Origin of the sequence: Vibrio sp. 1751, from assembly GCF_033339895.1 — a bacterium.
GTDB lineage: Bacteria > Pseudomonadota > Gammaproteobacteria > Enterobacterales > Vibrionaceae > Vibrio > Vibrio alginolyticus.
On the sequence record NZ_JAWOVM010000002.1, the window covers coordinates 81,858 to 108,572 of the forward strand.

Below are 26,715 nucleotides of genomic sequence, written 5' to 3' on the forward strand. Positions count from 1 at the left end.
TCTCATCGGTGCTGTCAGTAACAGTCGTGAGTTTTTACTTTTTCAACTTTTTCAAAGGTCTATAATCTGCTAGGCGTAAACAGTACCAGTCGTCTAGCTCATCATGGCTTGCACCGCATGCTTTTAGATAGAACTGTGCCAATCGCTGGCTGCTCATGTTGCTACCACGTAACACATCGACGTTGCCGCGAATGACCCAATCGGAGGGATAAAGTTGAATGGCATGTTCAGCCAAGAGAAATAAGCCGGCAAAGGGGTTACTCAACCCCAATTTTGGACGAACGCGTTTCAGAAGAACGATGATGATTTCACCGTCCTCCACCCGAAAAACGAGCTCTAAGCCTTCAACTTCAATTCGATAACCAAGTTGAATTTCACTTTGTTGCCAAAAGTATGGCGTCACTTCGATCCCCGCTTGCGCCAGCGAGAGTATTAGTTTTGTTTTCATTACATCCCCACCCTTCCAAGTGGCTGAATATTGATTTGCTGGGTTAGTTCTTGAAATGACAAAACGGGCAGATCGTAGTATTCCGATTCAATAAGCTTTCGCACATATCGGCGTACATCCATAGACACAACTAGCACAGGTTTATTCGGCATGCGGCTTAAGTCACCAATGGTCTGTTTCACATCACTGACAAATTGTTGCGTTACTGACGGGTCTAACGCCAAGTAACTCCCTGCTGAGGTTTGACGAATACCGCTGCGTATTGTGTCTTCGAGATTTTGATCCAATAAGTAAGCGGGCAACATGTTTTGTCCGCTTGCGTATTTGTAGCAAATGTAACGTTTTAAGCTGGAACGAATGTACTCCGTCAGCTGTACAACATCTTTCTCTTTTTGGCCCCACTCAACCATCGCTTCCAAGATCACGCGAAGGTTTCGGATAGAAATGTCTTCAGAAACCAAGCGTTGCAAGATTTCCGTCATTTTTTGCAACGGAACAATACGCTGGGCCTCTTTGACTAGCTCCGAATAACTGCCTTCCATCTGCTCCAACAGATAACGCGTCTCCTGAATACCAATAAAGTCTTGTGCGTACTCCTTGAGAACATGAGACAAGTGGTACGTTAAAATCCTGTCGGGTGTGAGAAAACCGACATGACTGGCTACGAGTTTTTGCTCATAACTCTGTGCCACCCAAATGCTAGAAATACCGGGTAGAAAATCTTCATCTTGCTCATAAGGCACGCCTAATAAGTCGATCTGCTCATTCCCTTCTGTCACCAAGAGTTGGTCTTTTACAATTCGTCCTCGTGCAACCGGAACTTCTTGTAACTGAATTAAATACTCACCATTTTGCATCCCCTCGTTAAAACGCAGGTGGATACCCGGGAAAGGCACGCCGAGGTCGAGATATAGTGCGCGCCTCACCCTTGCTAGCTCTTCATTTAATGCGACCGCTTCCAAGCTTTCCTGAAGGCTCGCGTCAAGATCAATCAACAGCGGGACCGTCATGGCGAACTCTTCTTGCTCACCTAACTTACCTTTGCTGTTTCTAGAAGGCGTGGGTTTGCTTGGCTTCGCTGCTGGCGAACCGGCCCCTTGCGAAACAAAGCTTGATAAGTCGGTGCTATCTGATTCCGCTTGTTTTTTCTGTTGATAGAAAAGGAAGAAACCACCACCACCAACCACGGCGGCCAAGACCAGAAAAGTGATTTTTGGAAACCCAGGGATGAGTGCGAACAGCACCAAAAGCACACCACCAATAAGAAGCGCACGTGGCTGAGCAATCACCTGCCCACCAATATCCGATCCAAGATCAGAAGAGTCTTCATGAGAAACACGCGTCACGATAATACCGGCGGTAATCGCGATAAAGAGTGCCGGGATCTGCGATACCAAACCATCGCCAACGGTCAAAATCGCAAACAACTCAAGTGCTTCAGAAGCACTCATGCCTTTTTGCGTTACCCCGATCGTGACGCCACCTAAGATGTTGACCACAATGATGACCAGACCCGCAATGGAGTCGCCTTTAACGAACTTCATCGCGCCATCCATCGAGCCATACATTTGGCTTTCTTTTTCAATCAGTGATCGTCGGTGCCTAGCTTCGTGTACGTCAATTACTCCAGCACGCATGTCACCGTCAATACTCATCTGCTTACCAGGCATCGCATCGAGTGAGAAGCGCGCACTAACTTCTGCTACCCTTTCTGAGCCTTTGGTGATCACCATAAACTGAACAATGGTAATGATCAGGAACACAACAATACCGACCACTAAGTTACCGCCCACAACGAAGTTACCGAATGTATAAACGATTTGACCAGCATCGCCTTGTAGCAAGATCAAGCGGGTTGTCGTGATAGATAAAGACAGACGAAACAATGTCGTGATCAATAGCACCGCAGGAAATGCAGAGAACTCAAGTGGCGTGGTGATGTAAATCGCTAACATAAGCAGCACCACCGCAATGCTCATGTTGGTGCCAATCAGCACATCCACCAGTGCGGTAGGAAGTGGCAATATCATCATAAAGACGATCGCGAGTAACATCACCGCAAGCATGATGTCTTTGCGTTGCCCTACTTTGTTTAGAATATCGATCAACTTATTCATGTGATTCACTATTTAAAGATTGCAGATAGCGTCGGTGCGCTTGGCGTGCCCCATCGACGTCATTTTGTTTCCAACGCGCTTGGCTTAAACAAAACCAGAGTCCTGCCGAGTCAGGATGAAGGTCGGATTTTAATAAGTGCTCACACACCTCAATCGTCCGGGTATATCGACCACTTTGTAAACACGCCACAGCAAGTGTTTGCATCGCCTCTTTGTGATGCGGTTCTATTTCTAGAACCGCATCGAGAATAGAAATGGCATGCTCTGGCTTTTGGTATTGAACTTGTAGCGCAGCGTGAACAAGTAAGAGTTCAATGTCTTTGGATCTCAACATGTTGGTTAGACCTGAATAAGGAGATTGAGCGCCATAGTAAGGTAACGCTGATCAAGTTGTGTACTTTGTAGCGTTTCGGATGCTTTGATAAAAGAAACGGAGCCTGAGTCCTGTGCAAGAACTTGCAGCTGAGCCAACGTTTCATCGAACTGTTGGCGGTACTTTTCTGGACGCAACAATTCTGAGTGCAACAATTTTGGCTTGGTTAACGCGATTAGGTATTGGTCTGAAGGCCTGAGGTCATAGAGCTTCTCTAAATGCGTAGCGACCGCCTGTCCATCCGGAAGTAATTGAAACCGTTCAGGGAAATCGGCCTTAACTTCACTATAAGTAACATGCGTAAAGGCTTCGATGCCTACGTTTAAAGTGCTAACTCGAGTCATGAGCCTGCCACATCGTTATGTAGACGAGCCAAAAGCGTAAACGCTTGCTCTAAGGTCGGAAGTGTTACTTCTTCTCCTTTTAGCCTTGCTGAAAAAACCAGAGTTTGCTCATCTAACAAGCCGGTTTTAATTTCGAAAGGCCAGCCTTGATCGGCATGACACAAACACAGTGCACTTTGAATCATGTCACTGGTTTGATGCCAAGATAACGCTCGAGACAACATCAAGAATAACTGCTCACCCTGTCGCTCAATATGCAGCGTACCACTTTGCTCAAAATCCAGCTGCACCCGTCCAGCTGATGAGAAATCGACGGCATCGAGCCCCATTCCTCGGCAAAATTCATCGACGGATGCATCAATCCAACTCATCTTCCCACGCTTCCTCTTCTTCTATATCAATGGCTTCGTCTAGCGCCTTTTGTACCGCTTGGATTAAATTCTGTCGTTGTTCTTCATCGGCGAATACGTCAATTGGGATTGCGCGAACTAACTTATGGAACTCTCGAAAAAAATCGATTTTTTGTTCTACCGCCGTCAATTCCATTGCGTTGGCGACTTTCCATATCTCATCACTGCTTACCCATCGCTGCTCTACCAACGCAATCACATCAGCCATCAAATTAGAAACTTGATAAGCCATAATTCGTCCTTTCCGGTTTAAACATTTGGAACAGCTGATTCACACGATCTTGCAACGTATTTAGAGTTTTGAGTTTTTGCATATCGGACATCAACCACTGCAACTTAACCGAATCGATACTGCTACCTTGAACACTAAGATCTGCACTCATGCCTTGCAGCATAAAGTCAACAGCAGTCGATACCTCCTGCTCACCAAAGCGCGCCACTACATCTTGATAAGCCGCGCCGAGCCCTTGATAACTATGAACGGTATCGCGGTAGAAGCCGCGCAGCTGATGCAAAGAGCTAAACTCTTGCTCTTGGCTGTATTCATCAGCAAAATTTGAGACACGGATTTCCGTATCAATTTGAGACCATGTATCTGGGTTTTGCTCGATTCTTAGAAGTGCTTGGTCAATCAGCGCTAGTAGGTGTTTACTTTCTGGACTCGCACTCAAAAACTTTTTAACGGCTTTTAGGGCGAGGTATTGATGGCTTTTCTCCTCGGAAAACCCATTCAAGTAGGCTTGTAATTGCGCGATGGTCGAGATATTTCCTCCCGCCATTTTTGTAGCCAAATCTTTGATCTTTTGATTCTTTTCAAGATCAGGGACTTTTCTTAAATAGTCCGAAACGAGTTCATGTGCTTCATTAACTCGAACACCACTGTCTTTCACTTTGCGCTTGGTCAGATCTTTCTCTGCTTTTTCGGAACCGAGTGAAGTGAGTTCTTCCATCGCATCAAAAAGTGATTGTGTGGCATTGTGAACACGGACGGTTTCACCGCGATAATTGCCTTTTTGTGAAACGTCGGGGCGAGACGATTCCAACCCGTTTTGGATAGACGCATCAAACTTTGGATTTGTTGCGATATGATTGTTGATAATACTCATTCACTTGCACTCCTTCCGCACAATACAGGCGAATTATAGGAAGTGCGCTTTTTTGAAGCTGTCAAAATCAGACGTGTTTTTTTAGTGCGCTTTCAGTTTTCTAAAAACTCCCGACTGATATTCACTATAAATTGATTCTTATACTTTCTATCCTCTCAGCATCAATCATTGCGCATATTTTTACCTTGAACGATTTCTCATACATCACTGATATCCAACAATCTGCGATTAAACACACGCGTTTGATCCAAATTCGCGGGCGCGTTACACAAGTCACCGGCACCATTATTAAAGCTGTCGTCCCTGGCGTTCGTGTAGGTGAACTGTGTGAGTTGCGTAATCCCGATCAAACTCTGTCTTTGTTAGCGGAAGTGGTTGGCTTCCAGCAGCATCACGCTTTGCTCACTCCGTTAGGAAATATGTTTGGGATTTCCTCAAATACAGAAGTAAGCCCAATGGGTAAAATGCACGAAGTGGGTGTTGGCGACCACCTGTTAGGTACAACGCTTGACGGGCTTGGGCGCCCTTTCGATGGTACGCAGAGTCAGGAACCAAGTGCTTGGTATCCTGTTTATCGCGATGCGCCACCACCAATGCAACGTAAACTAATTGAAAAGCCAATCTCTCTTGGCGTTCGATCCATTGATGGGCTACTGACCTGTGGTGAAGGTCAGCGCATGGGTATTTTTGCAGCGGCTGGTGGGGGTAAAAGTACCCTACTGGCAAAACTGATTCGCTCCGCAGAAGTTGACGTGACCGTTCTCGCCTTAATTGGTGAACGCGGACGCGAAGTACGCGAGTTTATTGAGCATGACCTAGGCGAAGAAGGAATGGCCAAATCGGTTTTAGTGGTCGCTACCTCTGATCGCCCAGCAATGGAGCGCGCCAAAGCCGCTTTTGTTGCAACTTCTATCGCAGAATATTTTCGTGACCAAGGTAAACGCGTGCTACTGCTGATGGATTCTGTAACGCGTTTCGCCCGCGCACAGAGGGAGATTGGACTAGCCGCAGGCGAGCCACCAACACGACGTGGCTATCCGCCTTCCGTTTTTGCCGCTTTGCCAAAGCTGATGGAACGAGCTGGACAATCAGACAAAGGATCAATTACAGCACTGTACACCGTGTTGGTGGAAGGTGACGACATGACAGAGCCTGTCGCGGATGAAACTCGCTCCATTTTAGATGGGCACATCATTCTCTCGCGTAAACTTGCCGCAATGAACCATTACCCTGCGATTGATGTACTTCGGTCAGCAAGCCGAGTGATGAATCAAATCGTTGAACCCGATCATCAGGCGTCTGCTGCTCATATTCGCGAAATGTTAGCTAAGTATGAAGAAGTTGAGCTGCTAATCAAAATTGGCGAATACCAACATGGCGCAGATAGTCGAGCGGATTTGGCCATTGCACAAAGTGATGATATACGCGCCTTTTTACGCCAAGGCACTCATGAACCAAGCGATCTTGATGGCGCTATCGCTCAACTTAAAGGGATGGCGAAACAATGATAGAACGCTTATTAGAAATCAAAAAAATTCGCGCTGAACGTGCGGATAAAGCCGTCAAGCGTCAAGAATACCGAGTGTCAAACGCCGCAGCACAGGTTCAAAAGGCCGAACGTTCTGTCGCGGACTATCACGTTTGGCGCCAGGAAGAAGAAGAGCGACGTTTTGCTAAAGCAAAACAACAAACACTCGTTCTCAAAGAGCTAGAAACATTAAGACAAGAAATCGCGTTGTTAAGAGAGAGAGAAGCCGAACTTAAACAACGTGTGGCCGAGTCAAAAAAAGCGCTTGAAATCGAACGCTCGGCACTTAAAGAAAAGCAAAAAGAGGCGCGACAAGCCCATAAAACCAAAGAAAAATTCGTTCAGTTGCAGCAACAAGAAGTCGCGGAAAAATCGCGAGAAAGGCAATACAAAGAAGAACTCGAACAGGAAGAGTTTCGCACTGTCGACATTATCTAAAGGTTCACTATGCGCATTACCCCAACAACTGAAACATCGAATACGCTGCACAAATCAACGCCAGAACAAGTGCCTCTCGAGAAGGAGGCCGAGCTTCAATCACAATTCGAGCATGCAATGACGAAGAAGCCTAGCAAGGGAAAGGAGTCTATCGTTGGGAATCCCCCAAAAAATCATACTGGCGAAGAAGACATACCGCTAAGGCATGAGACATCTCAAGGTCTAGATAAGAAACCTAACTCATCGAACCAAGAAGCCAACGCTGACAAAAACATCTCCACTTTAAAAGGTCAAAGTGACGTCGTCACTAAGAGAGATATAGAGAAATCGCAAGACGACGCAGAAAATAGCGAAGAAATAATTAGCGAAAACAATAAATTGCTTAAACATGATGGAAAAAGCGATGGCGACACAGTTCTAAGCTCCCCTTCTACCGAGCGTGTTGATCCTCACTTTCAAGCTCATTTGAAAGATGATAAACCGACGCCGATGGATAAACATACCTCGCCGGATTGTCTCTCTACGCTTGAATCTGGCTTGCTCCCCCAAAGTGCGACAGCGATAGAGCTCGCTCAAGATGGGATTAACATTGTTGGCTTAACGAAAAAGCAAACTGAAACAGCGCACAATAAGCGTGCAACTCCGCCGCTACAGAATACAGGCAAACGACCAGACCAAACTGGTGGCCTGCCTGAAACCAAGCCTCTTGAAAAAATCGTGACGAAAAGCGCACTAGTCGCCGTTAAAACGGATGAAGAAAAAGTCCCTTCTCAGCCCTTTGCAAGTGCGGTAACACAAGGCGATGTCATCCTAAAAAGTGTTGCTTCGCAGGCTCAACCAAGCCCAACGCGAGACGTAAACCAATTACTCCAGCAATTGGTGGACAAAATCTATGTTGCTCTGCCAACCGCATCGGACAACAAAGAGGTTCGGCTGTTTCTAAGTGAAGGACAATTAAAAGGTGGTGAAATCCACATCAAGTTGGACGCTCAAGGGTATAGCGTGACGATTCGACAAGAGCATGCCCTTACCATTATTAGCCAGCAAGCTAGACAAGATCTTGCTGAACGGCTAAACCGATTCGGTGGTGAGCAGCCACTTCGCTTAGCGATCAGCGAACAAACTCAACAGCTCGATCAACAACAACATGAACAACAACACTCACGCCAACAACGCAGCGTGTATGAAGAATGGCAAGCGGAGAATGACCTATGACGCCGTTAATAATCCCCAAAGTGGATGCAGAAAGTATCGCGCTCAGCAATCAACTTTGTGCAAAACAGTGCCACTTCCAAGGGACTGATGGTCAGAGCGTATCGATTACTGTTGCTCAAATCCCTTCATTTGAAGGGTTCCGTTTAACCACGTTGATTGGAGGGCAAACCCTACAAGTAGACTTTTCTCGTGCGCAGCTCCAACATTGGCTGAAATCGACCTTAAATGCTACTGCGTTTGAGTCCCTGCCTAACTCCCTCCAGTTAGCACTTTTGAGCTCACAGATAGAACCGCATAGTGAGGCAATCAAAGCGCTATTTGGTCAGTTACCCATTCTTAGTCAACTACAGCCGTTAGAGGCGAGCCAGGCCCAAGAGCATGCTTTAATGTTAACCCTCAATAAGCCTAACGGCTCTCTTTGTTTGTGGGTTAGCGAAGGATCAAACGTGTTGTTGGATGCGCTACCAAACAGCGCTGCTCTACAAGCTCGACACCTCGCTTTACCTGTGTGGTTAAGTCTTGGAAGGACCCATTTGACGTTAAGCGAATTTAATTCGCTCGAGCTGGGAGATGTCATCTTTTTTGACGATGGTTACATCGCCAAGCAACAAGCCATTTTTCAAGTATCTAACCAGAATCTCTGGCGCTGCCAACTGGATGACCAAACTCTTCACATTATGGAAAAAGAAACCAATATGAATGACGTAAACACTTCAGAAATGTTAACCGACCACCAGCAACTGCCTGTGGAACTCACGTTTGATATCGGCCATCAAACCATCACGCTAGAGCAGCTTAACCAGCTTCAGCCAGGGTACGTATTCGAGCTAAACCAGCCTGTATCTAAGCCGGTAACATTGCGTGCCAACGGCAAAATCATTGGTGAGTGTGAACTGGTTAATGTTAACGAACATTTAGGTGTGCGCGTACTGGAGCTGTTCGGTGGCACGCAGGAGCCAGCATGATCCAGTTACCCGACGAGCTCAATCTCATTGTCAGCTTAGCACTGCTGGCACTGATCCCATTTATCGCTATGATGGCGACGTCGTTTGTGAAACTCGCCGTTGTATTCTCACTGCTGCGTAACGCTCTCGGTGTACAGCAAATTCCGCCGAATATGGCGCTTTACGGATTGGCTATCATTCTGTCAATTTTCATCATGGCTCCCGTCGGGTTTGAAACCTACGACTACGTAAAGCAGCATGATATCTCCCTTGAAGATTCTGCAAGTGTAGAAGGCCTCATTGAAAGCGGTTTACAGCCTTATCGAGAATTTTTGAAAAAGCATATTCGGGAAACCGAAGCCATATTCTTCACTGATGCTGCACGCACATTGTGGCCGCAGAAGTACGTAGACCGTTTAGAGTCGGACAGCTTATTGCTCTTACTGCCCGCATTTACCGTCAGCGAGCTTACTCGCGCTTTTGAAATTGGCTTTCTGTTGTACTTACCGTTCATCGCTATTGACCTAATTGTGTCGAATATCCTACTCGCGATGGGGATGATGATGGTATCGCCAATGACGATTTCCCTCCCCTTCAAATTGTTGCTTTTTGTCTTGCTTGACGGCTGGACAAAGCTCACCCACGGCTTAGTGTTGAGTTACGGTTAATCACGGAGAAAGTATGCATTCTGCTGAAATCATTCATTTCACGACTCAAGCATTAACCCTAGTGTTGTACTTGTCATTACCGCCGATTTTAGTCGCAGCATTGGTTGGTACATTGGTGTCGCTTATTCAGGCGTTAACTCAGGTCCAAGAACAAACGTTAGGCTTTGTGGTCAAGCTTATCGCGGTCATTATTACGCTGTTCGTCACAACGCAATGGCTAGGGGCAGAGCTCCACGCCTTCGCCTCGCTTGCTATGGATAAAATTCCTCAAATACGATGAGTTATCACGACTTATACCAGGCTTTATTTTTGTACAGCCTGACGTTACCTCGGTTAATGGCATGCTTCATCTTTTTGCCTATTTTGAGCAAGCAAATGTTAGGCGGCACCATGGTGAGAAATGGTGTGCTTTGCTCACTCGCACTGTTTATATTTCCGATGATTAATCAGCAAACCTTGCCTGCAGAAACCGACGGCATTTGGCTGATAATGATTTTGGGTAAGGAGGTATTAATTGGGCTATTGATAGGATTTGTTGCTGCTATCCCCTTTTGGGCGATAGAAGCGGCCGGTTTTCTGGTCGACAACCAACGTGGGGCTGCCATGGCAAGTATGTTTAACCCAACGCTAGGCTCACAATCCACACCAACAGCGGTATTACTGACCCAAACGCTGATTACCCTGTTCTTCTCTGGCGGGGGCTTTGTCACTTTTATCTATGCGTTATTCAAAAGCTATACATCTTGGCCGATCGTGGACTTTTTCCCAACCGTTAGCGACGCATGGGTTAGCTTCTTCTACGCGCAATTTGAACAGCTTATGTGGCTTGGTGTGTTGATGTCCGCTCCACTAGTGTTGGCAATGTTTCTTGCTGAGTTTGGTCTGGCGCTTATCAGTCGTTTTGCACCGCAATTGAATGTTTTTTTCCTTGCCATGCCAATAAAAAGTGCCATCGCGAGTGTTTTACTGATCGTGTATCTCGGAATAATGATGGATCACTTTGAAGTACAGTTTTACGGCATTACCCGATTCGCAGAACAACTCAATACCATTTGGCAATAACGCTTAGGATTCTTTATGAGTGCAGAAAAAACAGAGCAACCCACCGCAAAAAAATTACGCGATGCTCGACAGAAAGGTCAGGTTGCCAAAAGCCAAGAAATCGTATCGTCTGCATTAATTTTGGCGCTCATAATTGTACTGTTTGCGTTCGCCGATTATTACATGTCGCACATCTCAGCGCTTATTCTCCTACCAAGTAAGCTTGCTTATCAGGGTTTCCAAGATGCGCTAGTCGATGTCGCTATCGCCATCGCAAAAGAAATTGCCTATCTACTCGCTCCGATTATTCTGGTTGCTGCACTCGTCGCCATCTTTTCCAATATGGGGCAGTTCGGGTTCCTATTTAGTGGTGAATCCGTTAAACCCGACATCAAAAAGATCAATCCCGTCGAAGGGGCCAAACGCATTTTTTCCCTTAAGAGTGTGATTGAGTTTATCAAGTCGATCCTTAAAGTCTCTCTTCTTTCCTGCATTATCTGGGTGACATTACGCGGTAACATCAACGCTTTAATGCAAATTCCAACTTGTGGGCTAGAATGTGTCCCGACCATTACTGGCGTCATGATTAAACAATTAATGATTATCTCTTCGGTAGGCTTCATCGTCATCGCTGCCGCAGATTTTGCGTACCAGAAATTTGATCACACGAAAAAGCTCAAAATGAGCAAGGACGAAGTGAAGCGCGAATACAAAGAGATGGAAGGCAGTCCAGAAATAAAAAGCAAACGTCGTCAGTTGCACCAAGAGCTACAAGCCTCCAATCAGCGCGAAAACGTTAAACGTTCTAATGTATTAGTTACAAACCCAACACATATCGCGGTTGGCCTTTATTACAAGAAAGGCGAAACGCCCCTGCCCGTCATCACTTTGATGGAAACCGAGGCGGTAGCCAAACGTATGGTCGCAATCGCTAAAGAAGAAGGCGTTCCTGTGATGCAAAAAGTCCCTCTTGCTCGTGCACTATACGCCGACGGCAACGTCGACCAGTACATCCCAAGCGATCTTATTGAAGCAACTGCGGAAGTGCTTCGTTGGTTGGCCTCGTTAGAGTCCGAGGCGGACTGACAAACCACATCCCATTCAAGATCTGGGCTTACAACTGCCCAGCTTTCAACCTCGATACTTTCAACGCTATAATGCGGTATCCTTTAACTGTATGTTGTTTTTATGAAATCTAGCTTAAGCATTCGCTCCTACACGAAACGTATGAGCCGACATACTCATAGTGATTATCATCAACTGGTGCTTCCTCTCCAGGGCAACATACATATTGATATGGATAGTTATGTCGGAAAGGTGGCGGTTGGCGACTGCATAGTCATCCCCAAAAGTTGTGCTCACGGTTTTAATGCCGAAGAGTCATCACGCTTTATTGTTGCGGATATGACCACTTTGCCCACTCATTTGATGGATAGTAGTGTGGCTGTGTTTTCGATTAGCCCGCCTCTACTGAGCTTTATCCAGTTTGTCGAAAAACAGCTTGAGTATCAGGTTAATGATGAAATTGAAAACTCAATGGTTGCAACCTTCTATCTGTTGCTGGAGCAACAAAAGCGGTCTCGCTCCGTAGATTCGCGTATTCGAGATGTACAGGTTGTGATCGCCGAGCAGCTTGATCAGCCACTCACCATTGCCTCATTAGCGAATGCCGCTTGCTTGAGTCCGACGCAGTTTAAAAAGCTTTTTAAAGAGCAGCTAAAAGTGAGCGTTCATAAATACATTACATTACAACGTATGGAAAAAGCCAAAGCACTACTGACTCATACAGACCTTCCAGTTCAGTTGATAGCTGAACGAGTTGGCTATAGTGACCTTTCCGCGTTTAGTCGACGGTTTTCAATGCATTTTGGCATGTCTCCTAGAGAGTTTTCCCGGTAGTCACTAAAATAGTCCTCTGGAACAAGTATTCCGTCTTTTCAGCACAAAAATCTCTATCGCTTTCTTTTATTCTTTCTACCCTAAAACAGCCATTCACTAGGTAGAAATTACAGTGTTAAAAAAACATTTCACCGACTATCAATTAGGAACTTTATCCATACTTTTTGCTTCAACCCTGTGGGGAACGACGGGCACCGCTGCCAGCTTGGCACCGGATGTCAGTGCTCTCGCCATTGGCGCATTTTCTATGGGTATTGGTGGATTTATGCAAGCATGTCTGTCAGCGAAGTCACTGAAGAGAGATTTTCGAAAAGTCGTACATAAGAAGAAAACGTTACTGGTTAGTATTATCGCCTTAGCCACCTACCCACTGGCTTTTTATTCATCAATGCGATTCGCCGGTGTGGCTATTGGTACGGTTGTTTCTATCTCCACTGCACCTTTCTTTTCTGCTTTGTTAGAGTGTCTCTTTAGCCGAAATCAGACCATAACCAAGCGCTGGATGATGAGTTTCGCAATCGGGGTCATTGGCATTACCTTGTTGTTGGCTTCTGAGTCATCCGCAAATAGCTTATTTGATCATGATATGAAGCATTGGGGTGTATTACTTGGCCTATTGGCAGGTTTGACGTACGCCATTTACTCATGGGGAGTAAAGACTATGATTGACCACGGCATTGAATCGCAAACGGCCATGGGAAGTGTTTTTGGTATTGGTGGAGTTTTGCTTCTACCAACACTTTTCATCACGGGCGATAATCTATTTGCATCATCAACTAATACGACGGTCATGCTCTACATGGCCTTGATTCCAATGGGGTTAGGTTACGTCGCTTTTGGGTTTGGGCTACGGTTTGTTACAGCCAGTGGAGCTAGCATACTCACGCTATTTGAACCTGTTATCGCAGCAGCACTAGCAGTTGCGATTGTTGGGGAAGAAATTTCTTTCATTGGTTGGGTTGGTATAACGTTGACACTTGTGTGTTTGTTTCTTCAGTCGAAAAGTTAAATTCAATGGACATGAGCCAGCCCCAAAAAGGAACGCTGACGGTAGATAAAGTAAGGAGCAGCACCTACCCCCTACTTTACCATTTGAAATTACACCCAGCCTTCTGCCAAGTACATCAATCGCAATTGACTTGGTGAGCCTAATTTTTCTAGCGCATCTAACTGGACGTCACTCAGGTTTGGGCATTTATCAAGATAAACTCGTCCGTTTGCTGCATCTAGGGGGAGCTTGTAGGTTAACTTTTCGTTTATTTTACTTGCTTCCCCTTTATCAATCGCTCGAACAGCTGGCATGAGCCAATCCCAATCTTCTCCTAACAGTTTTTTAAACGCCCCGTTAGCAATAGACTCGGTTTTACTTGGTGCATCCTCTGGGCTTAGCTTCAAGATAGAATCTACGTCAGGAACCAAGTGCTCACTTGGCTCTGAACCCAACATCTTTTTCAGTGTTAATCGAGCGGCTTCCATCTCTTGTGCCTCTTTAGGCGCTTGAGGAGAAGTCATTTCAGTATTCTCCTTAGGACCAAGGTACGCCATTAATGCGCGGACAGAAGCCGGATCTTGCATACTGAAGGTAAAGTCTCCTTTTGCATTGGAAACTTCAAGTCTAGGTAAAACACCAGACATTTCACCTTGCATAAGTTGCTCTTTTACTTCCGTATTTAACCCGTATGCCCCAGCTTGGTTCGCCACAAAACCACCGCCGCTCATGATAACAGTCGTTGCCGCAGAACCGATTGCCTCTTTTGCTATCGGTGTGACGCCCACCGTTGCTACAGAGCTAACACCGAACGTGCCCAGGCTCCCCGTCGCCATACCTAATGTAGCTCCAATGCCACCTTCAGCCGACAGTACCGCATGACCTTGAGCCAAGGTTTGCTGCATCGGCATAGAAAGACGTTGATCTCGCCCTGGCAGCTGTGAAATTTGTTCTAACTGATGATGGTAAGCCTCAGCATCACCATTTACGGCCGCTTTGTGTAGCTCTCGACCTGTAGAAATCAATAAGCCAACGCCAGGTAATGCCAAGTTAATAACGGCGTTAACACCAGAACCTTTTAGCTTTTCTTTGCCCATCTGCAGCAGTTCAGCAGCAAAGCCATCCATTTTTCCCGGATACTGGGCTTCTAAGCTTACCTGCATACGCGGATCTTTGCTGATCGCATCAAACGTATTTTTAAGCTGCTGGTACGTATCGCTGCTCACTTTTATTTCATCCAATAGGCTGACAACTTCTAAGATTTTACGCTCAGTAAGTGGCTCACCGCGATAGCCTGAAGGACTCACTAGGGAGTAAGCCAACAGCGCAACCTCAGGTTTTTCTTGCTTAAGTAGCGCCTGCTTTAAATCAAGGTGAGTTTTGATGTTTTCTTGGAAAAACTTAGTGTATTTGCTTCTCAATACGCCTTCGTGAATAGAAGCAAACTTGTGACCTTTGTGGAATGTGGAAGGTTCTTTTACTTCACCTCTTTTACTGATCACTCGGTCATCTTTTTGCGCAGCAACTGCACGAAACTGCTCTAGATCAGGTACTGGGCTTTGGCTGATTTTTTGTGTTGTATTAACCATTTTTCTCTCCTACACACGAAGTGATTGAACATGAGCTTGTTCATGATTAGAGGTGGTTGGAATCGCTTGATCCAACATTGCGAAACGCGCTTGCCACAGCTCGGCCTGTTCAATAACTTCGTGAAACCAAGCGGTAAGGTTCGTCGTATTTAGATGCTCAACGGGTTTACGTCCTGCTAAGACAAGCTGTCGACCATTTGGAGCTAAAGCAAGTGCGAGGCTGCCACTACCAATTCCTTGATAGTTAGCATGAGCAAGAAGCTCTAAACCTTTTAGTCGTTGTTCACCGGATTTTTCTAACCCTCCGAACGTTACAGACAGCATCAAATCATCCGTATCTGTAGCGATGAAATACAACATGTAGCGATCATCGACCAGTAGCTGACAACGTTCATTTTCTTCAAAATTCAGTTCGGGCAACTCATTGAGTTGGCAAAACTCCAAGAGCAGTTGTTGAATCGTGTTCATAACTTTTTCCTTTTGTTTCAATAACTCTATTGAACAACGATTGCAGATTGAACGATGTCGGTAATGGCTTTATTTTTGTCACTTTTTCGCCTTCATTGTGAGGTTTTCCGCAGAAATCTCGCTCTAAAAACGAGTTGCCAGAGTAATAAAAAAGAGCAGCTCAGAGCTGCTCTTTCAATAAAGGTTAGATGCTTAGCATGGTGTATTTGCTCACTTCTTTTGCAGAGTGACTAACCCAGTTTATGGCTATCAAAAATGACTTCTGTTGGCGGGAACATATTCGAAACAGGTGGTCGTTGTGCATCTCCAAACATTGGTGCACCGAATGCAGATGTCGCCCACGGGTCAACAATTTTCACATCCTTACTCCACGTTGATGGATCTTTTATGTCGCTCCCCTCTTGTCGACCAACCAGTACATAAAGGTGTGTACCTGAATGACCCTTTTTAAACGCAACCACTTCTACTTTGGGTTCACTTTCAGGTGTTCCTGACATGCCTTGAATCATCTCAGCGGCGGCAGCAAAAGCAAATGTAGTACAGCAGCCGGCTTTCGCGGTTTGTACTGCCTTAGCAATGTTCTGTAGAGTGCTTAATTGCGGTGCGGTTCCTCTTTGTGCTGCAGCTTGAACTCCGTTTGCGGACATCGTCGCTCTGTGATCTTGCATGATTCGCGCTTGATCCGCGTGAAGCTCTTTTAGTCGTGGCTTTCCTTTTGTTTCATAAAACTGTGACCCCTTAACACCGAACGTATTTAAGTCCGTACAGGCAAAATCACCAAGCTTTTGAAGGTTGGCTTTATGTTCGTTGATAAGCGCGACACTCGATGAGGCTTTATTGGTTTTGGAAGAAGAGGCTGCCGTTTGTGCAGTGGGCCAATTTGAGCTAGGGCCAGACGACAATCTCTCAAGATTTTTCAGGCTCCCAAGCGTTAACTTGTTTTCACCATTCAACACATTTTTCAGCATGAGCTTCGCAACATCTTTAGGAATACCCTGCTTAGTAAGCAGGTTCACTACAATATCTTTCGCTTTATTCTGGTGGCTAATACGCGCGCTGATACTTTTATTTTTTGGTGCGCCCTCTTTAACAAAAATATCTTTACCGTTGTGTGCTCGAACCTCTTTGTCGTCAGCTTGATTTTGTGTCGCCAAATGTGACGTTAACTGACTCAACGAGTGCATTTGCGATGTATTAATATTGACCATGTGTGATGCCTTAAACTTGAATAAATGCGTGTACGTCTGTTTGGCTAAAATCTACAACCGTGTTGTTTTGAAATAACTGTCCCCAAGTATCAACTAATTCGTTCAACTGAATGATTAAGTTAGCAATGTTGGTGAGTTCACTTCCAGTCGCGATAGCAACTTGAAGAACAACGTCTTTGCGTGTTGGATTCACACAAAACTGCACACCACCTGTTTCTCGATACAAAAAGTTGTATTCAAGTAAAACTTGAAGTTTATCTAGCGTAATATCATCTTGTTCTATAAGCAGGTTTTTGGAAATCAATAACTCGCCTTTTTCCTCTACGAGCAGAACATCGACACTGTTGTTTTCAGCAAAATGCAGTGACCACATTTGATCGTCATACGCTGTCACGCGCTCAAGGTTCAGCACTTCTCCTAGCTCAGAGAGAAGCATATTAATCTTTCCTGTATCCATGTTGTGTCCTGTCTAATTTATTATAACTAAGTGACATCGATATATTTGTTTCAGCGAAGCCACTTGGGTATAACGGCTCATTTAAATAAGCGAATAAGGAGAAAAGAGATTTTATGGCGAGATAGAAACCGACACTTTATTTCAACGTCTCATTTTTATTGCTATTAGCCGTTTTATTGAGAAGAAAAATTAAGGTTAAGCTGGAAAATAAAAGAGCGGCAATCGCCGCTCCAAAAATTAAATAGAAGTAAAAAATCACTTAATACCGTGAAGGCTATTTTCTGCATCCATAGCTAAAGGATTGAACGAGTCGTTACGAAGTTCTGCTATCGCGTATAGCATACGCCCCATGCGACCATTTCCATCGGTAAAGCCATGGTACCCGATAACTCCGGCGAACAAATGTTTACCTAAGTCTTTATCTTCTACAGGGTTCTCTTTCAAAAAGCCTTCAATGTGCTGCTTTAACATGCCCTCACCGCCAATACTTGAAGGCAAAGTGCCACCCGAAATATTTGGCCCTCGGTAATCACGCTCAACATTAGGCACCAATCGAGCGTGTAGCTCTTTTAGGTTTTCCATATTCAATAAGTCTTTACCATTAGACGCGTATTCTTTCAGTAAAGACGTAATATTTTCGGCATCGTTTCCTTTAGAGTTAGAAGCATTAATGATCCACGCCGCAGCTCTTTCAACATTATTGGTTACGCCACTTTTGTTAAACGCGTCCTCTGCCAGTCCTTCAGCGTATACACCTTGGCTTAGATCGGTGCTTGCTAGACCTTCGATATGACGTTGCGCCGATTTAAGATGCATCACCTCCATATCAAACACCGCTTGCATTTGATTAATGCTACCTGCCGGGTTTTTCTTCGCTGCAGATACACCACCGCCGTAGTCTTTTACTACACGTCCAGCAAGCGACTTCGCTGCACTTTCGCCAATCAGTGATGTGAGGTTTTTACCAGAATCGGTTTCTAACATTGCCTCTGTCATCGCTCGCTCTGCTAACTGGTTTAGCTCAGCAGAGTTCGACTGAACTGATTTACTGTCTAACTTCGCAAAGGCATTTAAGACATCTGATGCGGTTTTTATGCTTCCATCTTTGAAGAACATTTGTCCATGCTCAACAGAAGAAGCAGCTTGTAAACGCTGAGCTTGTCCTTGCTCATTATCAAATACGGCTTTTGTAAGGGCTTTCGCTACCGATTGTGGGCTACCTTCGCGAAACAGTTTTCCTGTCGCTTCAAAAAATCGCGCTACTGCACCATTCGTAGGATTGGCGCGAGTAAATTCTTGGGTCGCTGCGTTGATTTGGTATTCTTTGCCACCAATACTCAGCTTACCTTCGTTAAGTATCTCGTTACGAGCTTGCGGCATGGCGGCCTGCAACGCGCTAACACTTCCAAAACTGATCATGTTTTAAACCCTTAATGTGGAAAAATGAGTGGTATTCGTTTCCGGTACTTCGGTTGTTTTATTGGTTACTTCTTGTGTATTCGCACTTTTTAACCACTCGATGAAATTCGCAAATGACTCATCGAAAAAAGATGCAGTTAGCAGTTGCTGAGGCAGGTGTATGAAACCGATATATCCGGTCTCTTCCTCCCAGCATACCGCTGGAGAGCCTTGCGTTAAGGCACCTTTCATATGTTGATGCAAAATATCAGCACTCGGTTTATCACCTGAAATTAGCCCGATAAGCGTCACACGATCTTCTTGTGCACGAATTGTGATTGCTGTGTTTTGCTCAACGAGTAGATGGCAACAATCATCCTCATCAAAAACCAACGGCTCCAATTGGCAGCGGCTGGCAAAATCTGTCAGTAAAGAAGTTATAAATCCATTAGCCATTCGACTAAATAATCCTATTTTTGTTGTTTTAGAGGCGCTGCTTGGTTGCAACACTTATCAACTAAGCAGCTTTCTTAGGTGTATTCTTAAGGATTTATGGCAGTGAATATTTTAGAAATGGTCGGATTTTTTTTGTTTAAAGGCATTAAAATGAAAAAACTCAGCAAGTGCTGAGTTTTTGAGGTTTATTCATGAATCGTAATTTTACGCTCGCTGAGCTGCTTCACCATGGCTTGCTTTAATGCATGCAGCTGTCCATCAATACTGGCGTCGATGATCCCAACTTCTGTTTCCAAAATGCAGCCTCCATTTTTCAAGCGCGCATCTGCTACCACGTCAACGTAACCGACTTCAGGGAAATCACTTAATACACCAGCCACCTTTTCTCTCACCTCAACAACCTGCTCTGGGTGGACATGTAAAATGACCTGCTTTTGGTTACTCACCAGTTGCAACGCTTCTCGAACTACACTCACCGTGGTATCGACATCATCGAAGGTATCGATGATCTTACGTACTGCTTCTAACACCACACCTGTCATTTTTTCTTCGACTTGCTGATAGTAGTCATTACAACGTGCTAAGGTTTCAACCATCGTTTGCGCATTTTCAATCTTGGCTTGTGCAAGGCCATCTTGATAACCACGTTGTTTTTCGGTTTCGTAGGCTTGTTGGGCATTAGCAATGATGCTTTCAGCTTTGGAGTTCGCGGCTTCAACTAAGTGTTGCGAATCCAGATAACTGGCATAATCTTTCGCTTTCAGCACCTTTAAGCCAGGTGCCAGCTGCAAATTGTCTGTTTTTATTTCAACAAATGAAACCATTGAGGAATAACCTGTTTTGCGATTTTTTTTGTGAGTCGATACGCCAGATCTCGTTGATCCGCTTCCAACCAGTTAGCTGTTTCCGCGTTTTCGCTAAATTGCTTTTCTAATTTGAATTGCCAACGAAGAACAACATCTTCCGGTGAGTTAATCAAAATAAACCTCATCCAAAAATATCCCAGCGCCCTCATGCTTGCTTCAACAGACCTTTCATCCAATAGTTCTGGTAACGAACGCTGCCAGCCTTGCGGCCAGCTGGATAACAGCATAGGCCCGTTTTGAATTAAGAACCGAGCGCCTTCCAAACCAAAAACGTTGTTCAGAACCTGTTTCGGGCGTTTTAAAACAACGCCTCGCATTGCCACACAGTGTAAAGCTCCGCCCACCATCAATACGAGTTGGTTCAACGCATCCGCTGGGAGCAACGCCAAGCTATGGCAAGGTTTGTTAAAAGCCGTCTCAGGAACGGGAGATAACGCCCACTCATTTATGCACCATTGGTTAAACATGGGGTTATCTCTCCAGCCTTCGATATTTAGTAACCAAGGCTGCTTTTGCTCTATCCAACTTCTATGGATGTACTGGCAAGGCGCATAGTTAAACTGGTGTTGTACCTGCGCGAGTGGTGTTTCTGGTTTAACCACGCTTCGTGTTCCTACGACACCATGTAAAAGTAGCGATATTTGAGCCGATGAGTGCCGCTACCAAGAACACCAAAATGGCGATAAGATTATTCGCCGTCTCTTTGGTGACCTGAACCGACAAAATGCTTTTAAATTGATTGTTTTGAGTAGCAACTCGAACCTCTGATGAGGGTACCATCACTACGCTGATTCGATCGTAGTTCAGCCCCTCAATGCTATTGTTCACTAATAATTTGATCTGCGGAACATATGAATCAAGCGCAATATCTGCTGCGTGTTTAATAAATACGGAGGCAGAAGCTGGAGTTGGGCGCTCTCCTGGACGCAGATCTTGATCTTCCAAAACAACATGAACACGTGCCACCAGCACGCCATCAATCTGAGATAAGGTTGACGAGAGCTCTTGAGATTTCGCGTACACCAAACGGGCTCGTTCTGCTAATGGTGACGAGATCAAATCGTCTTTAGGAAACACCTCTTTCAGTGTAGAAAACTGCTCTCTTGGATAACCTTTTCGCTTTAGCGCATCTACCGCGAAGGCGATTTGAGAACTGTCTACCATTAACTTGACGGTGTTGTCTTTGTCAGGTTCTTTTGTTGCAACGACACCTTCGGATAGTAAGATCGACAACATCTCATTACCCTCTTTCTGAGTAACGTTGGTGTATAGCTCGGTCTGACAACCTACCAGAAACAACGTGAGCATGATGAAAACTGCTCTCATTTTATTCATCATCACTATTGTGCCTTCAATAAGGTTTCTACGTTTTGTGTGGTTTTACCCACGGTTTTCGCGATCAGCTCTTCTTGAAAAGTAATGCGTGTCAGCGCCCACTGCATTTGCAGTAATTGCGCCGGATCATCACCCACCATCTTCATGTTGTCTTGCAGGTTACTTTTCGCGTTATCGATAGTGTTTTTCAACTCGCTGATGTTTTCTAGCAAACCTCCCTCCAGGCCATTACTTGCCTCGGGAACCGACATGGCTTGCTCAAAACGTTCGCTTAAACCGTCTTCGACTTGCGCATCCTGCAACTTATCAATGTTGGTTTGGATCACCTCGGTGTACTGCGTGTTTATCATATGTACTCCTAAGATAAATCTAACTTGTGACTGTGAGTCATGATGTTTTTCACCATCGCATTTTTTTGGATCATGAAGCTAAGTTCATCACGAACCATGTCCAGTGTTGATGCCATATCAGGTAACGACTTCAACTCTGCCCAGCAATGCCATAAGGCTTGTTCTTTCTGGGCACCCAGTGGAAAATGCTGCGCTAGCATTGCTTTTAGTGCTGTTTTATCAGCAGGTGGTTCGGCAATAAGCTGTCCCGAAAAATTCCCTAGTAACTCCTGCTTCAACACCTTTAACAAATCAGATTGTGGCTGCTCGTTGCCTTTTGCACTCTTCGCCTCATGAAAGGCGTACCACATTGCCTCTCGTTTAACTTGAGGGTCGGAAAACGCTTCATTTAACGATGATAAGACACTTTGTTTACTGACAACCTCTGCGTCTTTTAATGATTCGTACCACGCTTTAATCTCCGCCAGTTTCGCTTCTGTTTTCTCTAGCGTCTCTTTTGGAGAAACATGTGAAACTTGCTCTTGCTTGTCACTTCGCTCCATGAGTGCTTTCATCTTGTCTTCATCGCTCCGCTCATAATGGCGCGACTCCGACTGACGCAAAGATTGGTGTTGAAGACTTAGGTTGCTTGAATCAATGATCATCCAAGATTCCTAATGTCCTGAGAAAAGCTCGCAGCAAATGCTTGGCTTTCTTCGCTTCCTTGTGACGCAAGTTCTACCCAGTTTTCCGCTTTGCTCAGTAAACCGGCTTTGGCAGAAGCGAGAGCCGCTAAGCTGATCAGATCTGGATAGGCGTTACAAAGTGGTTCGAGTAATTGATGAGCCTCTTCATACAAGCCTTTATTCATGAGGCTCATTGCACGAATCATCGCAACGGTCTCTTCAGAACCTGAGCTTGCTTCAAGGCCATCTGCAATCGTGTTGGCTTCTTGATGACGATGCATACCTGTTGCCATCAGCGCGATTTCAGCCAGCAGTTGGCGCGTTTCTCGTTCCATGCTTTACACCTTCTGGAGAATCGACTGCATCACATCTTTAATCGCACGAGTCGTGGTCGCATTGATATTGTAAACAACAGACCATTTGTTGATCGCGTGCTGAAGCTCGGCAAGCTTTGATGGATCATCGGCATTGGTTTCTAGGTTCTTGATGGCTGCCGTCACTTCTGTGTTGGCATCTTTCGCTTGTTGTTCTAACTTAGCTTTAACATCATCAAGGTTTACACTGTTACTAGCATCGTAAAATGACATAAGACTTCCTCGTATTTTTTAGTTAGCTTCGTATGATTCAACGACCGCATGGGCGGCTGAGTAAGCTTCATACTGTTTGAGTAGCAATTGGTACTGCTGTGGTGAGCACCCTAAATCCAACTGACGTTTCACCACCGCTTGTGCTTCTAAGAGCTTGCTCTTAATCTTGTGCACTTCCGCACCGTTTGTGTCGTTATTTAAAATTTGTTCAAGATTTGTCATTGTTCGTCTCGCCTTCATATCCAAGTTCTATTGTTATCACCCGCCCGCCTTTAACCAACTCAATACCAGCAGGTGTAACACTGGATATTCGGTAGCCCTGAGGCGTTCTTGCACCGACCATATAGCGAACGTTATCGGTCAGAATCACATATGGAACCTGGCCAAAGTTAACGCTACGAAACGGGAAATCGATGTTAGTGCCTTTACTCACCTTAGGTATGGATTTCAAAACTAAGTACGGTTTCTCACCATATTGTTCCCGGAAGTCTCGGGTCACACCGTAAAATCGAGTCGTTTCGATATCATCAAGCTCACCACGAACTTCGATGCGATCACCGCTGGTGACCAACTGGACTTTCTTCAGTAGCTCCGCATCCGTTAATAACGCTTTTAGCGTATCCATGTAGGCACCCGCTCGCTGCAGTTCAACCTTCCACGCAACAAGACCAGGCACGTCTCGCTCCAAGATTTGTTCAACTTGGTTCCAGCGGCTGGCATCATCGATATAGCCCGTCAGCAGCAGTGTGCCGGTCTCATCGCCATTTTCGACTTTCACTTGGTGATAGCCGAGGTTGCGCAAAATAAATCGAACCCCGCGACGGATTTCTTCCATCGTTCTTAAGTCACTTTTGTAATTTATGCCCAATACATCAATTCGACCAAGCAGATCGAGTTTCTGTGTTCGGTCTTCAACATAGCCCTCTAAGACTGCTTGGCGTGCGGCGGCATTCCATTCCACGCGAACGTCGCTAAGTTTGAGCTCGCCTAAGATGTTACGTACCAAAACAATGGGTTCTGCTTCTGTAACAATTTCATTGTTGTTTCCGTTAGCTTGGCTGTACCACATACCGGCAAAAATGACACTCGGGACAAAACTACAAAGCAAAGCGATGAGCGTTGTTTTTTTCCAGCTAGAGCGTTGCACAGCAACCACAGGTGTATTCTGTTGGCTAGATTCGTCGCTGACGTTACTCACAATTAACGCATCTTCCGCGTATCCCAGAGCGAACTTCACAACGCCGACCGAGACAACAGCATGGCGTGACAACTCGATACCATCACCTGCAACAGCGATGTCTTCACTGTTAATATTTGCCTCTTCGCAGCCTCGTAAAATGACCGAGTCTTGCTGGCAAACGAGGGTGAAATGGTTCGCTTCGACCCCAGCATCAGACAGTACAAGATCAGCAATAAAGTCGTCACTGCCAAGCACGAGAGCACCTTCAGGTAAGGTGACTTCTACTCCGGTATGCACGCCTGATAAAATACGAATTTTCCATTGCTGCATCGCGGTTAAGACTCCTCTGAAGGGCGCACACACTCACTTTGTGAGTCATCACATTCCAATACTTTCACCCGCCAACCCTTTTGCCCTGTTGGTAATCGGCACTGCGTTAATTGAGACGACTTTTGCTGTGACAATAAGTCTTGTTGATAGCGCTCGGCTTGAACCCTCGATGTGCAGCTATATACTTCCACTACCGATTTAAATTCAGCGCTATTGTTGGAGATGTTGTTAAGCTTGCCGATACTTGGTCGCAAGTCATATTCGTTGCCAATCAACACACTATCGCCAATACCATCCACAACAATTCGAGGTTCTAAAATAAACATTCGTACTGTGCGGCGCTTAGTATTGGTATTACTTCTAAACAGCGCGCCTAAATATGGGATGTCTCCTAGCAATGGCACTTTACGTAACTGATGGCTCACTTCATCTCGGTACACACCACCGATAAGTAAGCTTTGCCCTTGTTTAACCGTCGCTAAGGTGCTGATTTCAGTTTTACGAACGGAAGGAAGATCATCGACGCCACCATCAGCGATCTTTGCACCGTCTTCGAGATGAAGGCTCAGGTTAATTTCAGGTCGTGCAGCAAATCTATCACCAACGATACGTGGGACAATTCTCAGTAACGTGCCATACGTGACCTCTTCCAGCGCTGCGGTTTCTTTACCAACCAGCTTGACGTAAAACGTGCTGCTGTTGTTCAGTACCGCTTCGACATTTTCCTGAGTTAACAATGTTGGTCTTGAAACCACTTGAGCACTGCCTTTGGATTCCAATAAACGAATTTGAGCCAGCAAGTAATTTAGATTGGTTGAATCAAGCAAGGACTTAAAGTTCTGTCCACTGCCGAGCGTCACATCCCCCGAATTCACATCACCTGTTGTTTTGATATCGACAATGCGGTTGTTTCCGACAGACACTCCCGCTCGCCAATCCACGCCTAACTGACTTAAATCGTTGGCACTGATATCGACAATCGATAGCGCGACTTCAATTCTTGATTGCGGCTTGTCTAATTGCGCGACCAGTTTACGATAGAGCGGTAATCGTGCTTGAGTATCACGAACGATAATCGCATTAAGGCCCGGCTCTGCTTCAACTGTTGCGCCACCATGAACTGAGGCGGTTTTATTACTTTTTACAGGCTTATCTGGACTGGTAACTTCTTTGCTAGACGCACTCGCCACTTGCGTTTGAACACCAGACACGACCCGTTTTAACACCGATGCGATGCCCGGGACCGTAATTGTCTGATCTCGATATGCAATTTCTCTATCCGTTGCAGAAGCGTACTTCAAAGGAATTATCTCAACGAATAATTCGTCGGTTGAATTCGATTTCTGCAGCAAGCGCGTTTCCAATGCCTCCGCCGTTTGTACCACTAAGTCGACATAACGTGGAGGACCCGCAAGATAGACTAACCCTTTGCTCTCAGCAGCTCTCCAACCATAACGAGAATCCCAAACGCCGGTGGAAATTAACGTGCTGCGTAGCTCTCTAGCCGTAAGTAATTCCAATTGAAGTAAACGTGAGCGAGTTTCTGTCGCCTTATAGACATGTAAGACGGCACCATCGAAATACCACATCAAGTTGTACACTTGCGATAAGTAATCGAGGAATTCCGCCGGATCTTCAGGGGTAAAACGCCCATTCACTCGATCGTTGACTTTGTCACTAACAGAAACCGAGACACGATAATTTGCACCGAAGTTATTCAACAACTCTTTTAATGAGTCGTTATCTGCATAGTAGCGGAACGGTTGTTCAGGCCAGTGTAAGTCTGTTGCTTGCGCATATCCCAAAGGAACAACACTCACTGCGCATAACAATGCCTTTGTTGCAGCACGTCTAATGTTGGGAAAGATTTTTTGCATCATGGTAACCACACTGTATGGTTGATTGTGTGGTTCACGCGTTCTTGTTCTAATAATGCAATGTAACGCTCACATAGATTGACGTGCTTAGAAAGCAAAGCAGAGAACCGTTCCACGGAACAGTCCTCAACCCTTACTTTACTTTGCAAAATCAATTGCTGATCATCATTGGTTGTCAGTACGCCGCCATCCTCACGAATGGTTTTTAATGAGAGCTGCATGCAACGTTGTAACGCTTGTTCTTGTTGATAATCTAGATGCTCTTTAAACTGGAAGGGTAACGTCGCTTCCCATAAAATCCATGACGCATGTTGCTTGATGGTCAGTGATAACTGGTCAACCTCGATGTTGTAAGAACCATTTTCTGAGGCAATAAAATCCCTTACCTTTAGCGCTTCCGCTAAAGATTTCATCATCTTATCTAACATTT

At 45.3% G+C, this 26,715-nt stretch carries 34 protein-coding genes; 10 read left to right on the forward strand and 24 right to left on the reverse strand.

The window, feature by feature from the left end; genetic code table 11:
• Positions 1 to 34: 34 nt before the first annotated feature.
• The 7 genes from R7041_RS01520 to sctW are packed head-to-tail and all read right to left on the reverse strand — an operon-like array spanning position 35 to position 4,798.
• Positions 35 to 448 (reverse strand): LcrR family type III secretion system chaperone, encoded by a 414-nt coding sequence (locus R7041_RS01520; protein ID WP_053304394.1) that lies wholly within the window; start codon positions 446 to 448, stop codon positions 35 to 37.
• Positions 448 to 2,574, reverse strand: a complete 2,127-nt coding sequence (gene vcrD / locus R7041_RS01525; protein WP_086013006.1) for a SctV family type III secretion system export apparatus subunit VcrD — start codon at positions 2,572 to 2,574, stop codon at positions 448 to 450. Before vcrD ends, R7041_RS01520 begins: the two co-directional genes overlap by 1 nt.
• Complete coding sequence (vscY, locus tag R7041_RS01530) at positions 2,558 to 2,899, reverse strand: type III secretion system chaperone VscY (protein WP_158156522.1); 342 nt, start codon at positions 2,897 to 2,899, stop codon at positions 2,558 to 2,560. Before vscY ends, vcrD begins: the two co-directional genes overlap by 17 nt.
• Positions 2,900 to 2,904: 5 nt before the next feature.
• Positions 2,905 to 3,282: a type III secretion system protein VscX gene (gene vscX, locus R7041_RS01535; RefSeq protein WP_206949670.1), complete on the reverse strand. Its 378-nt coding sequence runs from the start codon at positions 3,280 to 3,282 to the stop codon at positions 2,905 to 2,907.
• A complete protein-coding gene (sycN, locus tag R7041_RS01540; RefSeq protein WP_005388159.1) occupies positions 3,279 to 3,653 on the reverse strand; it encodes a type III secretion chaperone SycN in 375 nt (124 codons plus the stop codon). Before sycN ends, vscX begins: the two co-directional genes overlap by 4 nt.
• Complete coding sequence (locus R7041_RS01545; RefSeq protein ID WP_005377239.1) at positions 3,640 to 3,924, reverse strand: TyeA family type III secretion system gatekeeper subunit; 285 nt, start codon at positions 3,922 to 3,924, stop codon at positions 3,640 to 3,642. Before R7041_RS01545 ends, sycN begins: the two co-directional genes overlap by 14 nt.
• Positions 3,905 to 4,798 (reverse strand): type III secretion system gatekeeper subunit SctW, encoded by an 894-nt coding sequence (sctW, locus tag R7041_RS01550; protein WP_005388156.1) that lies wholly within the window; start codon positions 4,796 to 4,798, stop codon positions 3,905 to 3,907. The genes R7041_RS01545 and sctW overlap by 20 nt, the downstream gene beginning before the upstream one ends.
• Positions 4,799 to 4,983: 185 nt before the next feature.
• Here sctW and vscN point away from each other — a divergent pair, with 185 nt between their 5' ends.
• From vscN to R7041_RS01600, 10 genes are all read left to right on the forward strand, one after another.
• The gene (vscN, locus tag R7041_RS01555; protein WP_017821332.1) at positions 4,984 to 6,306 is read left to right on the forward strand and encodes a SctN family type III secretion system ATPase VscN; all 1,323 of its coding nucleotides are present in this window, start codon (positions 4,984 to 4,986) and stop codon (positions 6,304 to 6,306) included.
• Positions 6,303 to 6,764, forward strand: a complete 462-nt coding sequence (locus R7041_RS01560) for a type III secretion protein (protein WP_025768127.1) — start codon at positions 6,303 to 6,305, stop codon at positions 6,762 to 6,764. Before vscN ends, R7041_RS01560 begins: the two co-directional genes overlap by 4 nt.
• 9 nt (positions 6,765 to 6,773) lie before the next feature.
• On the forward strand, positions 6,774 to 7,979 hold the full coding sequence (locus tag R7041_RS01565) for a type III secretion system needle length determinant (RefSeq protein WP_206949669.1): 1,206 nt from the start codon (positions 6,774 to 6,776) through the stop codon (positions 7,977 to 7,979).
• Complete coding sequence (vscQ, locus tag R7041_RS01570; RefSeq protein WP_206949668.1) at positions 7,976 to 8,944, forward strand: type III secretion system cytoplasmic ring protein SctQ; 969 nt, start codon at positions 7,976 to 7,978, stop codon at positions 8,942 to 8,944. Before R7041_RS01565 ends, vscQ begins: the two co-directional genes overlap by 4 nt.
• Positions 8,941 to 9,591, forward strand: coding sequence for a SctR family type III secretion system export apparatus subunit VscR (gene vscR / locus R7041_RS01575; RefSeq protein ID WP_005377232.1), 651 nt, complete (start codon positions 8,941 to 8,943; stop codon positions 9,589 to 9,591). Before vscQ ends, vscR begins: the two co-directional genes overlap by 4 nt.
• A gap of 13 nt (positions 9,592 to 9,604) precedes the next feature.
• Entirely contained in the window at positions 9,605 to 9,871 is a 267-nt protein-coding gene (vscS, locus tag R7041_RS01580) for a SctS family type III secretion system export apparatus subunit VscS (RefSeq protein WP_005377227.1), read from the forward strand.
• Positions 9,868 to 10,653 carry a type III secretion system export apparatus subunit SctT gene (gene sctT / locus R7041_RS01585; protein ID WP_206949667.1) on the forward strand — a complete coding sequence of 262 codons (786 nt, stop codon included), beginning with the start codon at positions 9,868 to 9,870 and terminating at the stop codon, positions 10,651 to 10,653. The genes vscS and sctT overlap by 4 nt, the downstream gene beginning before the upstream one ends.
• 15 nt (positions 10,654 to 10,668) lie before the next feature.
• Entirely contained in the window at positions 10,669 to 11,718 is a 1,050-nt protein-coding gene (gene vscU / locus R7041_RS01590; protein WP_042523790.1) for a SctU family type III secretion system export apparatus subunit VscU, read from the forward strand.
• Positions 11,719 to 11,820: 102 nt separating this feature from the next.
• Complete coding sequence (locus R7041_RS01595) at positions 11,821 to 12,531, forward strand: helix-turn-helix domain-containing protein (RefSeq protein ID WP_031781101.1); 711 nt, start codon at positions 11,821 to 11,823, stop codon at positions 12,529 to 12,531.
• Positions 12,532 to 12,637: 106 nt separating this feature from the next.
• Positions 12,638 to 13,540, forward strand: coding sequence for a DMT family transporter (locus R7041_RS01600; protein WP_372035280.1), 903 nt, complete (start codon positions 12,638 to 12,640; stop codon positions 13,538 to 13,540).
• Positions 13,541 to 13,629: 89 nt separating this feature from the next.
• Here R7041_RS01600 and R7041_RS01605 read toward each other — a convergent pair whose 3' ends face one another.
• From R7041_RS01605 to R7041_RS01685, 17 genes are all read right to left on the reverse strand, one after another.
• A complete protein-coding gene (locus tag R7041_RS01605) occupies positions 13,630 to 15,108 on the reverse strand; it encodes a hypothetical protein (RefSeq protein ID WP_042523794.1) in 1,479 nt (492 codons plus the stop codon).
• Between the two features lie 9 nt (positions 15,109 to 15,117).
• Positions 15,118 to 15,576: a CesT family type III secretion system chaperone gene (locus R7041_RS01610; RefSeq protein ID WP_005387141.1), complete on the reverse strand. Its 459-nt coding sequence runs from the start codon at positions 15,574 to 15,576 to the stop codon at positions 15,118 to 15,120.
• A gap of 230 nt (positions 15,577 to 15,806) precedes the next feature.
• Complete coding sequence (gene vopR / locus R7041_RS01615; protein ID WP_017821338.1) at positions 15,807 to 16,784, reverse strand: type III secretion system effector VopR; 978 nt, start codon at positions 16,782 to 16,784, stop codon at positions 15,807 to 15,809.
• A gap of 10 nt (positions 16,785 to 16,794) precedes the next feature.
• A complete protein-coding gene (locus R7041_RS01620; protein ID WP_025768119.1) occupies positions 16,795 to 17,241 on the reverse strand; it encodes a type III secretion system chaperone in 447 nt (148 codons plus the stop codon).
• 255 nt (positions 17,242 to 17,496) lie between these two features.
• Positions 17,497 to 18,660, reverse strand: coding sequence for a VopS family T3SS effector adenosine monophosphate-protein transferase (locus R7041_RS01625; RefSeq protein ID WP_104979260.1), 1,164 nt, complete (start codon positions 18,658 to 18,660; stop codon positions 17,497 to 17,499).
• A 3-nt stretch (positions 18,661 to 18,663) separates the two neighbouring features.
• Entirely contained in the window at positions 18,664 to 19,095 is a 432-nt protein-coding gene (locus R7041_RS01630) for a type III secretion system chaperone (protein ID WP_206949679.1), read from the reverse strand.
• A gap of 185 nt (positions 19,096 to 19,280) precedes the next feature.
• Positions 19,281 to 19,919: an HrpE/YscL family type III secretion apparatus protein gene (locus R7041_RS01635; RefSeq protein ID WP_005387146.1), complete on the reverse strand. Its 639-nt coding sequence runs from the start codon at positions 19,917 to 19,919 to the stop codon at positions 19,281 to 19,283.
• Complete coding sequence (vscK, locus tag R7041_RS01640) at positions 19,898 to 20,563, reverse strand: Yop proteins translocation protein K (protein ID WP_206949666.1); 666 nt, start codon at positions 20,561 to 20,563, stop codon at positions 19,898 to 19,900. The genes R7041_RS01635 and vscK overlap by 22 nt, the downstream gene beginning before the upstream one ends.
• Complete coding sequence (sctJ, locus tag R7041_RS01645) at positions 20,556 to 21,302, reverse strand: type III secretion system inner membrane ring lipoprotein SctJ (RefSeq protein ID WP_086012989.1); 747 nt, start codon at positions 21,300 to 21,302, stop codon at positions 20,556 to 20,558. The genes vscK and sctJ overlap by 8 nt, the downstream gene beginning before the upstream one ends.
• On the reverse strand, positions 21,302 to 21,646 hold the full coding sequence (gene sctI, locus R7041_RS01650) for a type III secretion system inner rod subunit SctI (protein ID WP_206949665.1): 345 nt from the start codon (positions 21,644 to 21,646) through the stop codon (positions 21,302 to 21,304). The genes sctJ and sctI overlap by 1 nt, the downstream gene beginning before the upstream one ends.
• 8 nt (positions 21,647 to 21,654) lie before the next feature.
• Positions 21,655 to 22,290 (reverse strand): YopR family T3SS polymerization control protein, encoded by a 636-nt coding sequence (locus R7041_RS01655; RefSeq protein WP_025768115.1) that lies wholly within the window; start codon positions 22,288 to 22,290, stop codon positions 21,655 to 21,657.
• Positions 22,287 to 22,646, reverse strand: a complete 360-nt coding sequence (locus R7041_RS01660; protein ID WP_033906171.1) for a YscG family type III secretion system chaperone — start codon at positions 22,644 to 22,646, stop codon at positions 22,287 to 22,289. Before R7041_RS01660 ends, R7041_RS01655 begins: the two co-directional genes overlap by 4 nt.
• 3 nt (positions 22,647 to 22,649) lie before the next feature.
• Positions 22,650 to 22,898: a type III secretion system needle filament subunit SctF gene (gene sctF / locus R7041_RS01665; protein WP_005377199.1), complete on the reverse strand. Its 249-nt coding sequence runs from the start codon at positions 22,896 to 22,898 to the stop codon at positions 22,650 to 22,652.
• 18 nt (positions 22,899 to 22,916) lie between these two features.
• The gene (locus tag R7041_RS01670; RefSeq protein WP_149192513.1) at positions 22,917 to 23,120 is read right to left on the reverse strand and encodes an EscE/YscE/SsaE family type III secretion system needle protein co-chaperone; all 204 of its coding nucleotides are present in this window, start codon (positions 23,118 to 23,120) and stop codon (positions 22,917 to 22,919) included.
• On the reverse strand, positions 23,107 to 24,408 hold the full coding sequence (gene sctD, locus R7041_RS01675; RefSeq protein WP_017821344.1) for a type III secretion system inner membrane ring subunit SctD: 1,302 nt from the start codon (positions 24,406 to 24,408) through the stop codon (positions 23,107 to 23,109). The genes R7041_RS01670 and sctD overlap by 14 nt, the downstream gene beginning before the upstream one ends.
• A 5-nt stretch (positions 24,409 to 24,413) precedes the next feature.
• Entirely contained in the window at positions 24,414 to 26,288 is a 1,875-nt protein-coding gene (sctC, locus tag R7041_RS01680; RefSeq protein ID WP_242531795.1) for a type III secretion system outer membrane ring subunit SctC, read from the reverse strand.
• Positions 26,285 to 26,713, reverse strand: coding sequence for a YscB family type III secretion system chaperone (locus R7041_RS01685; RefSeq protein WP_206949663.1), 429 nt, complete (start codon positions 26,711 to 26,713; stop codon positions 26,285 to 26,287). Before R7041_RS01685 ends, sctC begins: the two co-directional genes overlap by 4 nt.
• Positions 26,714 to 26,715: the final 2 nt, after the last annotated feature.

Excerpts from the sequence above, each read along its gene's own strand:
- vscU (WP_042523790.1), top strand. The coding sequence starts at position 10,669 with ATGAGTGCAGAAAAAACAGAGCAACCCACCGCAAAAAAATTACGCGAT.
- vscX (WP_206949670.1), bottom strand. The coding sequence starts at position 3,282 with ATGACTCGAGTTAGCACTTTAAACGTAGGCATCGAAGCCTTTACGCAT.
- vscS (WP_005377227.1), top strand. The coding sequence starts at position 9,605 with ATGCATTCTGCTGAAATCATTCATTTCACGACTCAAGCATTAACCCTA.
- sycN (WP_005388159.1), bottom strand. The coding sequence starts at position 3,653 with ATGAGTTGGATTGATGCATCCGTCGATGAATTTTGCCGAGGAATGGGG.
- R7041_RS01670 (WP_149192513.1), bottom strand. The coding sequence starts at position 23,120 with ATGACAAATCTTGAACAAATTTTAAATAACGACACAAACGGTGCGGAA.
- R7041_RS01605 (WP_042523794.1), bottom strand. The coding sequence starts at position 15,108 with ATGGTTAATACAACACAAAAAATCAGCCAAAGCCCAGTACCTGATCTA.
- R7041_RS01595 (WP_031781101.1), top strand. The coding sequence starts at position 11,821 with ATGAAATCTAGCTTAAGCATTCGCTCCTACACGAAACGTATGAGCCGA.
- R7041_RS01655 (WP_025768115.1), bottom strand. The coding sequence starts at position 22,290 with ATGATCATTGATTCAAGCAACCTAAGTCTTCAACACCAATCTTTGCGT.
- sctT (WP_206949667.1), top strand. The coding sequence starts at position 9,868 with ATGAGTTATCACGACTTATACCAGGCTTTATTTTTGTACAGCCTGACG.
- R7041_RS01660 (WP_033906171.1), bottom strand. The coding sequence starts at position 22,646 with ATGGAACGAGAAACGCGCCAACTGCTGGCTGAAATCGCGCTGATGGCA.
- sctF (WP_005377199.1), bottom strand. The coding sequence starts at position 22,898 with ATGTCATTTTACGATGCTAGTAACAGTGTAAACCTTGATGATGTTAAA.
- R7041_RS01565 (WP_206949669.1), top strand. The coding sequence starts at position 6,774 with ATGCGCATTACCCCAACAACTGAAACATCGAATACGCTGCACAAATCA.
- vscQ (WP_206949668.1), top strand. The coding sequence starts at position 7,976 with ATGACGCCGTTAATAATCCCCAAAGTGGATGCAGAAAGTATCGCGCTC.
- sctI (WP_206949665.1), bottom strand. The coding sequence starts at position 21,646 with ATGATAAACACGCAGTACACCGAGGTGATCCAAACCAACATTGATAAG.
- R7041_RS01630 (WP_206949679.1), bottom strand. The coding sequence starts at position 19,095 with ATGGCTAATGGATTTATAACTTCTTTACTGACAGATTTTGCCAGCCGC.
- sctD (WP_017821344.1), bottom strand. The coding sequence starts at position 24,408 with ATGCAGCAATGGAAAATTCGTATTTTATCAGGCGTGCATACCGGAGTA.
- R7041_RS01520 (WP_053304394.1), bottom strand. The coding sequence starts at position 448 with ATGAAAACAAAACTAATACTCTCGCTGGCGCAAGCGGGGATCGAAGTG.
- sctC (WP_242531795.1), bottom strand. The coding sequence starts at position 26,288 with ATGATGCAAAAAATCTTTCCCAACATTAGACGTGCTGCAACAAAGGCA.
- R7041_RS01620 (WP_025768119.1), bottom strand. The coding sequence starts at position 17,241 with ATGGATACAGGAAAGATTAATATGCTTCTCTCTGAGCTAGGAGAAGTG.
- R7041_RS01545 (WP_005377239.1), bottom strand. The coding sequence starts at position 3,924 with ATGGCTTATCAAGTTTCTAATTTGATGGCTGATGTGATTGCGTTGGTA.
- vscR (WP_005377232.1), top strand. The coding sequence starts at position 8,941 with ATGATCCAGTTACCCGACGAGCTCAATCTCATTGTCAGCTTAGCACTG.
- vopR (WP_017821338.1), bottom strand. The coding sequence starts at position 16,784 with ATGGTCAATATTAATACATCGCAAATGCACTCGTTGAGTCAGTTAACG.
- R7041_RS01625 (WP_104979260.1), bottom strand. The coding sequence starts at position 18,660 with ATGATCAGTTTTGGAAGTGTTAGCGCGTTGCAGGCCGCCATGCCGCAA.
- sctW (WP_005388156.1), bottom strand. The coding sequence starts at position 4,798 with ATGAGTATTATCAACAATCATATCGCAACAAATCCAAAGTTTGATGCG.
- R7041_RS01685 (WP_206949663.1), bottom strand. The coding sequence starts at position 26,713 with ATGTTAGATAAGATGATGAAATCTTTAGCGGAAGCGCTAAAGGTAAGG.
- R7041_RS01560 (WP_025768127.1), top strand. The coding sequence starts at position 6,303 with ATGATAGAACGCTTATTAGAAATCAAAAAAATTCGCGCTGAACGTGCG.
- vscY (WP_158156522.1), bottom strand. The coding sequence starts at position 2,899 with ATGTTGAGATCCAAAGACATTGAACTCTTACTTGTTCACGCTGCGCTA.
- R7041_RS01635 (WP_005387146.1), bottom strand. The coding sequence starts at position 19,919 with ATGGTTTCATTTGTTGAAATAAAAACAGACAATTTGCAGCTGGCACCT.
- R7041_RS01610 (WP_005387141.1), bottom strand. The coding sequence starts at position 15,576 with ATGAACACGATTCAACAACTGCTCTTGGAGTTTTGCCAACTCAATGAG.